The organism is Actinoplanes sp. CA-252034 (genome assembly GCF_050956125.1).
In the GTDB taxonomy this organism is placed as follows: Bacteria; Actinomycetota; Actinomycetes; order Mycobacteriales; family Micromonosporaceae; genus Actinoplanes.
Genome location: NZ_CP191846.1, coordinates 8247586 through 8259316 on the forward strand (window position 1 = coordinate 8247586; position 11731 = coordinate 8259316).

5 protein-coding genes are annotated in these 11731 nt (G+C 74.1%); 3 read left to right on the plus strand and 2 right to left on the minus strand.

Going from position 1 to position 11731, the window contains the following annotated elements; all coding sequences use genetic code 11:
* Window positions 1–92 precede the first annotated feature (92 nt).
* The 3 genes from ACQPZW_RS37440 to ACQPZW_RS37450 all read left to right on the plus strand — a co-directional run bounded on the left by ACQPZW_RS37440 (window position 93) and on the right by ACQPZW_RS37450 (window position 9597).
* Window positions 93–2477, plus strand: a complete 2385-nt coding sequence (locus tag ACQPZW_RS37440; protein ID WP_433790738.1) for a discoidin domain-containing protein — start codon at window positions 93–95, stop codon at window positions 2475–2477.
* Between the two features lie 24 nt (window positions 2478–2501).
* Window positions 2502–6536 (plus strand): polymorphic toxin-type HINT domain-containing protein, encoded by a 4035-nt coding sequence (locus tag ACQPZW_RS37445; protein WP_433790739.1) that lies wholly within the window; start codon window positions 2502–2504, stop codon window positions 6534–6536.
* A 250-nt stretch (window positions 6537–6786) separates the two neighbouring features.
* A complete protein-coding gene (locus ACQPZW_RS37450) occupies window positions 6787–9597 on the plus strand; it encodes a BTAD domain-containing putative transcriptional regulator (RefSeq protein WP_433790740.1) in 2811 nt (936 codons plus the stop codon).
* 33 nt (window positions 9598–9630) lie between these two features.
* On the opposite strand, the gene sbnB is transcribed toward ACQPZW_RS37450, so the two are convergent.
* Window positions 9631–10632, minus strand: a complete 1002-nt coding sequence (gene sbnB / locus ACQPZW_RS37455; RefSeq protein ID WP_433790741.1) for a 2,3-diaminopropionate biosynthesis protein SbnB — start codon at window positions 10630–10632, stop codon at window positions 9631–9633.
* A 32-nt stretch (window positions 10633–10664) separates the two neighbouring features.
* Complete coding sequence (sbnA, locus tag ACQPZW_RS37460) at window positions 10665–11672, minus strand: 2,3-diaminopropionate biosynthesis protein SbnA (protein ID WP_433790742.1); 1008 nt, start codon at window positions 11670–11672, stop codon at window positions 10665–10667.
* Window positions 11673–11731: the final 59 nt, after the last annotated feature.

The following is an 11731-nucleotide window of genomic DNA, read 5'->3' on the forward strand; positions in this document are numbered from 1 at the left end:
CACCCCTGCCCTGACCTGCATGTCATGCCGGTGTCATGGACGGGCTTCTATCTTGCCGTCGTCGCATTGGCATTTGTGAACGGGGGGATCCCATGCCGGGATCGATGATGCTGCGCGCGGCCATGGCCGGCGTGCTGGCGGGAGCGGCGCTGGGCGCGCCGACGGCATCGGCGGCGGAGACGCCGTCATCGGTGGTCGACGACCGCACATATCCGGGGGCGGAGCAGATCTTCGCCGAGCACGGAGTGCGGGTGATCAAGGGCGACGGCAACATCCGGTATGCGCCGGACTGTGCCTCGGACCCGGACCTGCTGCAGGTGGAACGGCTCATCGGCTCCAGTCTGGAGACGACCTGCTTCGAGGTACGGGGCCCGCGCGGCTTCCTGACGCTGGAGGTGGCCAACGCGTTCCTGGTGCGCGGCGCCGACCGGGCGGTGACGGCGAAGTCCACCTTCGAGGGCGAGACGGACACCGTGACGGTGCCGCCACACCAGTACGAGGCCATCGGCAACGGCGACGCCACGCACACGCTCGTCGAGCTGCGGGTCGCCGGCACGCTCCCGGCGGGTGAGGCGTCCGCCCACCCGTTCGTGGCCCGGGTCGAGCCCGCCGACGGGCGCGCCTGCAGCGGCGTGCTGATCGCGGCACAGTGGATCGCCACCACCAAGAGCTGCCTCGCCGCCGACGGCAACGTCGCCTCGGGCGCGCCGCCGCAGGTCACCGGCGTGACCCTGGGACGCGCCGACCTGACCCGCGCCGGCGGGCACACCACCACGATCGCGGAGGTGGTGCCCCGTACCGACCGGGATCTGGCTCTCGCCCGGCTGGCCGCCCCGGCCGAGGGCATCGCGCCGATCGGCCTCGCCTCCGCCGCGCCCGCCGGAGGCGACCAGGTGACCGCCGCCGGCTACGGCCGCGGCGCGACCGACTGGACCGCCGACGCGCTGCGCACCGGCACCTTCACCGTGGGGGCGCTGACCGCCACCACGGTCGCGCTCACCCGTTCGGCCGGTACCACCACCAGCACCTGCAAGGGCGATGCGGGCGGCCCAGCGTTCCGGACCGTCGCCGGCGACCACCAACTGTTGGGCCTGCACACCCGGTCCACCCACGCCGGCTGCTTCGGCACCGCCACCAACGGCGACGACCAGGCGATCGAGGTACGCACGGACGACCTCGGCCCGTGGATCAGCGCCGTGCTCAGCCCACCGGCCCGGCAGAACCCGCTGAAGAACCTGCTCGCCGGCGCCACCCCGACCGCGTCGAGCAGCACCGAGAACTGGGGCTGGGCGCTGCGCCTGGCCAACGACGGCGCCCGTGAGGGCCTCGGCTGGAGCTCGCTGGACCCGCCGAACCCGCAGCGGATCGAATGGCTGCAGTTCGACCTGCCGCAGCCGCAGGTGATGAACCGGGTGGACCTGTTCCCGCGGTCGGACGGCAACGCCTCCGGTCTCAACTTCCCGTCGAACTTCATCATCGAGACCTACCGGAACGGCTCGTGGTTCCCGGCGGTGCAGAAGTCCGGCCTCCCGAACCCGGGCAACAAGGCGATGCGGTTCTCGTTCGACTCGCCGCGCACCGTGGAGAAGCTGCGGATCCGGCTCGGCTCCGGCCGGCTGTTCCAGTTCGCCGAGGTGGAGGCGTACCTCTCGGACAACCTGATCGGCGACGCCACGGTCACCGCGTCCAGCACCATCGAGAACTGGGGCTGGTCGCTGCGCTACGTCAACGACGTGCGCCGTGAGGGCATCGGCTGGAGCTCCGACCCGGTCGCCGGCCGCAACGAGTGGCTCCAGTTCGACCTGCCGCAGGCCCGCGTCATGAACCGCGTCGACCTGTATCCGCGTTCCGACGGCTCGAACGCCGGCAACAGCTTCCCGTCCACGTTCAGCGTCGAGGCGTACCGCGACGGCCAGTGGCGGACCCTGCTGACCCAGACGAACCGTCCGCACCCGGGCGCCGCCCCGCAACGGTTCCAGTTCCCGCCGCAGCCGGTCGAGCGACTGCGGGTGTCCACCGGCTCCGGCCTGCACGTGCAGTTCGCCGAGGTGGAGGCGTACCTGTCGAACAACCTGCTGGCCGACGCCGTGACCGCCGCCGCCAGCAGCACCGAGAACTGGGGCTGGGCGCTGCGTTACGTCAACGACGGTGTCTCCGCCACCGACGGTTTCAGCTCACTCGACCCGCCCGCCGCCGACCGCGCCGAGTGGGTGGAGTTCGCGTTCCCCGGCGCCCGCACGCTGAACCGGGTCGACCTCTACCCGCGCACGTCCGGCAGCACGTTCCCGGCCGACTTCACCATCGACGTGTTCCGCGACGGGGCGTGGCACGCGGTGGTCAGCCGGACCGGCTACCCGGCCCCGGGGGCGACACCGCAGCGGTTCCTGTTCCCGGCCCAGAACGCCGAGAAGGTCCGCGTCAAGTCCGGCGCCGGACGGCTCCTGCAGTTCGCCGAGATCACCGCCGACCACATCTGACCAGCACAGAGAGGGAGGAAGACCATGAGCCGACTACGCGCGCGCATGGCGACCGTCCTGGCCGTGCTGGTGGTGATCGCCGGGTTGTCGGCGCCGGCCCCGGCCGCCGCCGCCGACCCGCAGGCGGACCGGTCCGCGGTGCTGCACCATCTGCTCTCCGGCGGGCCGTCGGTGGTCCGGGCGGCGGAGGTGGCCCTGCTCGGATCGGATGCCGACGTGGCCGCGTTCCTCGCCGAGGGCTACCAGCAGGCGACCGACGCCGACAACCGGGCGCGGGCGCAGGCGCTGGCTACCACCGGCCCGGCTCTGCGCACCGCCGCCGAGCAGGCCCTGGCCGGCTCGGCCGCGGACGTCCGCGAGTTCGCCACCTCCGGGTGGCAGACCGCGTGGGTCAGCGACGAACGGATCCGGGTGGCGCAGGCCCTGGCCGTCGGCGGCCCGGCCACGCGGACCGCGGCGACCAGGGCCATGGCCGGGACCCCGGCACAGATCTCGGACTTCCTGGCGGAGGGCCGGCGGGAGGCCCGCCGGGCCGACGACCGCCTTCTCGGCGCGCAGATGCTCTCCGGCGGCTCGCTCAACAGCGGGCCCAACCTGCACACCGCCGCCGAGCAGGCCCTCGGTGGCACCGCTGAGGAGCTGCGGGAGTTCCTGGAGACCGGCCAGTTCGTGGCCCGGGCCCGCGACCAGGAGATCGCGTCGGTGACCCGCCTGTCCGACCTGGCGAAGGAGGCCGGGGCGACCGCGGCGATCGAGACCCAGGCTGCCAAGGAGGCCTCCGAGCGTGCCCTTCGCGCGGCGGAGATGGCGAAGCAGGCGGCCGCGCGGGCCGCGGCGGAGACCGCCGCTGCCCGCGACGACGCGCTGGCGGCGAGCGCCGCCGCCGGCCGGGCCGCCGACGCGGCGTCGAAGGCCGCTGCCGCGGCTCGCGAGGCGGTGGCCGCGTCGGCGGCGGCACGGCGGTCGGCCGCGGTCGCGGCGGACGCGGCACGGCGGGCCGCCGCCGCGGCGGCGCTCACCGGACAGGCGGCGCAGCGCGCCCATGCCGCAGCATCGGCCGCGGCCGTGAATGCCCAGGCGGCCGGGCGCGCCCGCGAGGAGGCACAGCGGGCGCGGGACGCGGCGGTCGGCGCCCGCCGGGCCGCGGAGGCCGCCGGGCACGCGGCGACCGCGGCCGACCAGGCCGGCAACTCGGCGCAGGCGGCCAAGAACGCCGTCGGCAACGCGCTCGACGCGGCGCTGGCCGCCGAGGAGGCGAGCCGTCAGTCCGGCGTGTCCGCCGCCGAGGCGCAGCGGGCGCGCAACGCGGCGGCCGCGGCACGCCGCCAGGCCGCCCAGGCGAACCGGGCCGCCGATGCGGCTCAGCGTTTCGCACGCGACTCCGCGGCGGCGGCCCGCGAGTCGCAGATGTTCGCAAACCGGGCCGCGGAGCACGCCGAGGCCGCCGCCCGGGCCGCGGACGAGGCCGCCGCCCACGCCGGTGAGGCAGCCGACGCCGCCGCCCAGGCCACCGAGCACGCGGCTAACGCGGCGCGGGCGGCACAGGTCGCCACGGACGCGGCGGACCAGGCAGCCGACGTCCAGGCGCTCGCCCGGCGGGCCGACACCGAGCGCCGGGCCGTGGCCAAGGAACAGGCCCTGGCCATCGCCGAGGAGGCGGCGGCCGCGGAGGACGCCCAGGCCTGGGACGTGGCCTGGAACCGGGAGCTGGCGTGGGACACCGCCGAGGAGGAGAGGGTCGATCCGGAGGCCCGGCGGCTGCTGTCCGAGGCCACCGCGGCGGGGGCGCCGGCGGCCACGGTGATCGGCTCCGCCCGGCGGGCCGCGGTGCGGCTGATCCGTACCGGCGGGGAATGGACCCGGGAGTCGGCGAAGACCGTGCTGACCGGCACCGAGGCGCAGATCCGGCTGTGGCTCGCCGAGGGGCGGGCGTTCGCGGTGGCGCAGGACGACCGGGAACGGCTGATCCGCGTGGCCGACACGGTGACCGGCGCGGAGCAGACCGCGGCGGAGGCGGCTCTGGCCGGATCCGACGGCGACGTGCAGCGTTTCCTGCGCACCCGGGACTACCCCGGCAAGGTGGCCGCGGACCGGACAGCGGTCGCGCGCCTGCTGGACGGCGCCGGGCCGGCACTCACCGCGGCGGCGCGGCAGGCTCTCAACGGCACCCCGGCCGACGTGCACGAGTTCCTGCGGCGCGGGCAGCACCGGGCACGCGAGAACGACCAGCGGGTGCAGATCGCGCAGGTCCTGGCGGCCGGTGGCGCCGAGGTCAAGGACGCCGCCGAGGTCGCCCTGGCCGGCCCGTCGACCTATGTCAGCTTCTTCCTCCAGGTGGGTCGCCACCAGGCGGCCCAGCGTGACGTCGAGCAGGCGGCGCACGAGTCGACCGTCCAGGGGCTGGTGTCCGAGGCGTACCGGGTGGCGGCGACCGCCAGATCCGATGCGGCCGAGGCGGCGCGCGCCGCGGCGGTGGCCAGGCAGGCCCAGACGGAGGCGGAGGCCTACGCCGAACAGGCCCGTCAGTCGGCGGCGCAGGCCTCCGAGTACGCCCGGCAGGCGGCACAGTCGGCCGCGGACGCCAAACGGTCGGCGGACCAGGCCGCGCAGTCGGCCGCCACCGCCAAGGCTGCCGCCGCGTCCGCGGACCGCAGCGCCGAAGCGGCGGCCGGCTCGGCGGCGTCCGCCGCGGCGTCTGCCCGTAGCGCCGCCTCCCATGCCGCGGCGGCCGCCTGGTACGCGGCGGACGCGGTGCAGAGCGCCGTCCGGGCCGGCGTGGACGCGGCGCAGGCGGCCCGGGCCGGCCTGGAGGCGTCGCAGGCGGAGGCCGCGGCGCGGATGCGGCAGCTCGCGGAGAGCCGGAAGTCCGCCGACCACGAGCGGTGGCGATGCCTCGGTCCCTCCCTCTCGCCGTACTGCCAGATGGTGCGGTCCCAGGCGGTGGACGCCCTCAAGAACCCGATGCGCTGCGCGTTCCAGCCGAACAGCCCCGGCTGCCTGCTACTGGGCGACGCGGCCCAGTTCCTCAAGCAGACATACGAGATCGCCGTCGTGGCGCTGCAGATCGGACTGGCGCTGTGCGGGCTGGTCCCGGCGGCCGGTGAGGCGTGCGACCTCGCCGATGCGGCGCTGTCGGCGGCGACCGGCGACCTGACCGGTGCCGGGCTCAGCGTGCTCGCCCTGGTTCCCGGGCTCGGCATGGCGCCGGGGGCGATCAAGCTCAGCGACAAGCTGCGTGACCTCAAACGGCTGTTCGACAAGTTCGGTGATCTCTGCAAGCGCGGCCCGAACAGCTTCACCGCGGACACACGGGTGCTGCTCGCCGATGGGAGCAGCCGGGCCATCGCCGACATCCGGGTGGGCGACCGGGTGCTCGCCACCGATCCGGAGCGGGGGATCACCGCACCCGAACCGGTCACCGCTCTGATCACCGGCACCGGCGACAAGGAGCTCGTCGATGTCGCGATCGACACCGGCGACGGCCGCCAGGCGGTCACCGCCACCGCGGAACATCCGTTCTGGGTGGACCGCGAGCAGCGCTGGGCCGATGCCGGCGAGCTGTCCGGCGGGCAGTGGTTGCGGACCAGTGCGGGCACCAGCGTGCAGATCACGGCCGTCGAACGGCGGACCGAGCACCGCACCGTGCACAACCTCACGGTCGCCGATCTGCACACGTACTACGTGCTGGCCGGCCGGACTCCGGTGCTCGTCCACAACGCCGGTGGATGTCTCGAGGGCCGGGAGAACTACGTCGTCCGCGACCCGGTCACCGGTCAGGACATCACCGACATCGACCGGTTCGAGAACGGGGTGCTCTGGGAGTACAAGGACGGTATCCCGTGGCACGGTGACGAGCCCTGGATGGTCGAGCACATCGACGAGAAGTTCGACGCCTACCTCCGGGCGCGGGCCCAACTCCCGGGGTACGAGAACGCCCCGATCGGCTTCCGGTTCCCCAACCGCCTGATCGACGCGCGGACCCGTGAGGTCATCCAGGCCCGGTTGGAGGCTCTCGGCCGCGCCAACGGCGTGGACGTACGCGTCGAGTTCGCCCCATGAGCCCGGCCCAGCCCCGGGTGCAGCGGGCCCGGTTGCTCAACTGCGCAGACGGGAGGGACGTCGTCACGGTCCGGTGACTTCGGTGGCACGGGGCACCGAATCCGCTGGTAGAAGGTGATGGCACGCGATGCGCGGCGGCTCTCGACGACGGTGTCGGGAGCCGCCGCGCGGCATCGGCCGAACCGGGGTTCGTAATCAACGTCCGTCGATGTGGTGCCGGATCCGGCGACCGCCTAGACTTCGGCGCATCATGGACTTCCTGGTCCTCGGCCCGCTCGTGGTGCGCTCCCAGGGGACAGTCGTCGACCTCGGGCGGCGGCGGCGGGAGCGCTGCCTGCTCGGCCTGCTGTTGTTGCAGCCCGGCCGGGTGATCGCCGTCGACCGGCTGGTCGATCTGCTGTGGGCCGGCGATCCGCCGGAGCGGGCCCGGGCCACCCTCAACAGCCACGTGTCCCGGCTGCGGGGAGCGCTGGGCACCGCCGGTGGCGCCGGGCTTCATCGGCACGGTGACGGATATCGGCTGGGGGTCGAGCCCGGCCGGGTCGACGCGCACCGGTTCACCGCGCTGGTGGCGCGGGCCGAGACGATCGGCGATCCGGGGCGACGGGCCGGCGTGCTGCGCGAGGCGCTGGCGTTGTGGCGGGGTGACCTGCTGGCCGACGTGGCCGATGCGCAACTGCGGGAACGCGTCGGATCAGGGCTCGCCGAGCAGCGGCTGGGCGCCACCGAGGCGATGCTCGCGGCGGAGCTCGCCTGCGGACGGCATCTGGCGGCCGTGCCTCTGCTCACCGACCTGGCCGACGCGTACCCGTACCGCGAAGGCCTGTCGTCCCTGCTGATGCTGGCGCTGTATCGCAGCGGCCGGGCCAGTGATGCGCTGGCGGTCTACCGCCGGGCGCGGGCCCGGCTGGCCGAGGATCTGGGCACCGAGCCGGGCGCCGAGCTGCGCCGGCGGCACGAGGCGGTGCTGCGCGGCGATCCTGCGCTGGACCTTCCGGCACCGGTGGTCACGGCCGGCACGGTGCAGACGGCTACGGTGGGGACGGTCGCGGCCGGCACGGTGCCGGCCCAGTTGCCGGTCGCTCCCGGCTATCTCCTCGGCCGCGACAGCGCGCTCGCCGAACTGGACACGGTGCTGGACGCGCCGACGCCGCTGGTCGTGGTGGAGGGCCCGGCCGGCGTCGGCAAGACCGCGCTCGCGCTGCGGTGGGCGGCCACGGTCCGTGAGCAGCTGCCGGACGGGCAGATCTACCTCAACCTGCGTGGTTTCGCCCCCGGCCCGCCGCTGTCCCCCGCCGACGCGCTGGGCCGGCTGCTGCGAACGCTCGGTGTGCCGGCCGCGGAGGTTCCGTCCGGCGCCGACGAGGCCGCGGCCCGGTTCCGCACCGCGGTCACCGGCCGGCGCATGCTGCTGCTGCTCGACAACGCCTCCGGCGTGGATCAGGTCCGGCCGCTGCTGCCGGGCGATCCGCGCTGCGTGGTCGTGGTGACCAGCCGCAACCGGCTCGGCGGGCTGGTCGCGCTGGAGGGCGCCCGCCGCATCGTGCTGGGCACGCTGGCGCCGAAGGACGCGGTCGCGCTGCTGCACCTGCTCCTCGGCGGGGGCCGGGGCGGCGGGGGCCGGGAGACGGCGGCGGTCGCGGAGCTGGCCGGGGTCTGCGGGAACCTTCCGCTGGCACTGCGGATCGCCGGCGCCAATCTGGCCGGCGACCCGGACCGGACGGTGGCGTCCTACCTGCGGGAAGCCGCCGGGGCACTGTCCGCGCTCAGTGTGGAGGGCGACTCGCAGGCCGCCGTCCGGCTGGCGTTCGACCTGTCGTACCTGAAGCTGCCGCCGCCCGCCGCCCGGCTCTTCCGCCTGCTGAGCCTGGTGCCCGGCCAGGTCACCACGACCGGTGCCGCGGCCGCCCTCGCCGGCACGGCGGACGACATCGGGGCGCTGCTGGGCACGCTGGCCGACGCCAGTCTGGTGGAGCAGCAGGCGCCGGACCGGTACACGATGCACGACCTGATCGCCCGCCATGCACGGGAACGCCTGGCCACGGACGAGCCGGCGGCGGACCGGTCGGCGGCGGTGGTCCGGCTGCTGGACTGGTACCTGGCGGCGTTCCACACCGCGCACAGCACCCTCGCGCCGTACCGGACGACGGTGCCGGTGCCCGAGCCGCCGGCACCCGCGATACCCGCCTTCACCGGTGAGCCGCTCGCGTTCCTCGAGCAGGTCCGGGAGATGCTGCCCGGCCTGGTGCGGTTCGCCGTCGAGGAGGGGCATCCCGGGCGCGGCTGGCAGATGGCGTACCTTCTCGGGCCGTTCTTCCAGAGGCACGGCGACGGCCCGGACAGTCTGCAGATCTACCGCACCGGGCTGGCGGCAGCGCAGGAGACGGCCGGGCCGACGGCACAGGCGGCCCTGCACAACAGCGCCGGGATCGCGTACGCCATCGCCCGCCGTCTGCCGGAGGCCGGGGAGCATCTGGAGCGGGCCGTCGAGTCGTTCCGTGCCGCCGGGCTGAGCGACGCCGTCGCCGGCGCCCTGTCCAACCTCGGCCGGTTGCGGGTCGAGCAGCATCAACTGGGCGATGCCCGTGCCGCCTACGAGGAGGCCGCCCGGCTGCGGGAGAGCACCGGCGACACCCGTCGCCTCGGGACCGTCCTCAACAACCTGGGCACGCTGCTGGCCGAGCTCGGCGAGAACGACGCCGCGCTGGTGCACATGCGGCGCGCCCTGGAACTGCACCGGCAGTACGGCGACCGGGGCGGGATCGCGCACACCCTGGACAGCATCGGCATGGTGCATCTGCGAGCCGGCGAGACCGACGCCGCGCTGGCCGGCTTCCATGCCGCGCTGGACGATCTGCGGGCCGTCGGGTATCGGGAGGCGGAGGGCGCGACCCTGGCCAACATCGCTCACACCTATCTGTCCCGCGGTGACACCGGGGCGGCGCTCGACCACCTGCGCCAGGCCGCGGAGTGCTTCCGTGCCACCCGCGACACCCATCGGGAGCTGATGATCCGCCAGGAGATGGCCGCCCTGCAGCAACCGGATCGCCAGCCCGGGTGAGCGGTGCTCGCCCGCCCGGCTCGGTGTGGACGGCTACCAGCGCGTGGTCTCGCCGAAGAAGTCGGGGATGCCGATCGCTGTGCCCGCCTCCCGGGCCTGCTGGTGGACGAACGCACCGACCGCCACATCCAGCACACCCAACCCGAACGGTGAGAAGATCACCGGCGCGGACGGATCCGGGACGGCCTCGCCGCGCAGCACCTGCGCCAGTGTCCCGGTGACGAAGTCGCGCGACCCGCTGGCCTGCTCGGCGAGGTGGGGTGACGTATTGGCCTTCAGGCAGTGCTCGACGTCGTCGAGGACGTTGGCGGCGGCGAGGACCACCTCCGGCGCCAGGTCCCGCAGCGAGATGTTGAGGACCAGTTGCCCGGGCTTGAACGGGGTGGTCACGTACGGTTCGAGCGCGGTGGTGGCGAACACGACGGTGTCCGCGGCTAGCGCCTCGCCGAGGTCGGCGGTGGTGGTGGCCGGGCGGCCCAGCCCGTCACGGATGTGCCCGGCGAGCGCCTCCGCGGCGGCGGGGTCGATGTCGTGGATCAGGTAGGCGTCCGGGTGGCAGCCCGCCTGCTCCAGGTAGTCGCAGATGTTACGGGCGATGACACCTCCGCCGACGACCCCGATCGTGGTGCCGCTGTGACCGCCGGGCCGCAACGTGACGGCCGCCAGGGCGGCGGAGGCTGCGGTACGCGCGGCGCTGATCCCGGCGGCCTCCAGGCAGGCGACCGGGTAGCCGGTGGCGTAGTCGTTGAGGACGAGTACGGCCGAAGCACGGGGGATGCCCGCCCTCGTGTTCGCCGGGAAGCTGGCGATCCACTTGATGCCGGCCCGGTCGACGCCACCGCCGGCGTAGGCGGGCAGCGCGATGATCCGTGAGTCCGGCTTGTCGGGGAAGCGCAGGAAGTAGCTGTCCGGGTTGAGGGTGTGCCCGTCCTGATGGTCCAGGTAGGTTCGCCGGACGATGTCGAGGATGTCGATGCGGTGGCTGCTGAGGATGTCGCGCACGGTGGCGCCGGCCACGACGTCGAAGTCGAACATGGTTTCTGTGCCTTTCCGGATGGCGGAGACGGTCACTGCGCGCGGCCGTGGGCGACGCGACGCCGTGCGCGTACGCCGGGTAGGGGCTCGAGCGCCGCGGCGCCGAAGTTCTTTTCGACCCAGTCGTCGTCGTAGATGGTGTTGAGGTAACGCTCGCCCATGTCCGCCGAGACGCAGACCGCCTGCAGGTCCCCGCGTGGGTCGTGGCGGCGCAGCCAGGTGAGCGCGCCGCTGACCACGGTGCCGGTGGAGCCGCCGAACAGCATGCCGTTGGCGGCCAGTGTGCGACAGGCCCGGACGGTGTCGATCTCGGGTACGACCACCGTGTCGGAGAACAGATCCGGGTCGAACATGGGCGGTGGGACGGCGGCGCCGAGCCCGGGAATGAGCCGGGGCGCCGGGGCCTGACCGAGGGTGACCGAGCCGGCCGCGTCGACGGCGACGATGCGGGTGGTGGCGCCGCTGTCGCGCAGGTACCAGGCACAGCCGATCGCTGTTCCGCCGGTGCCCACGCCGACGAACAGCACGTCCAGAGCCGGGAACCGTTTGAGGATCTCCGGCGCGGTGCCCTCGTAGTGGGCCGTGCAGTTCGCGACGTTCGTGTACTGGTTGAGCCACAGATACCGGGGGTCGGCGGCCCGCAGCTCGGCGACCCGGTCCAGCCTGGCCTGCAGGAAACCGCCGACCGGGTGCGGCCGGCGCACCATCACCAGGTCGGTGCCGAGGGCGCGCATGGTGGCGAGGGTGGCGGCGTTGCAGCGCGGATCGACGACACAGGTGAACGGGATGCCCTTGGCGGCGGCGATCACCGACAGCGCGACGCCCAGGTTGCCGGAGGAGGACTCGACGAGCCGGGTGTCGCCGGTGATCAGGTTGTCGCGTTCGGCGCGGGCGACCATCGCGGCGGCGGCGCGCATCTTGACCGAGCCGCCGAAGTTCAGGCCTTCGCACTTGACGACGAGGTTGCGGCCGATCGTCGGCTTGAGGTCGAGATACACGTCCGGGTTGAGGAACTCGTACGGTGCGGAGACGACAGGCATGGGGTGCCCTCCCGTGGGCCGATGGGAACGCGGCGTCGTGCCGGTCGTGGTCGTCGGGG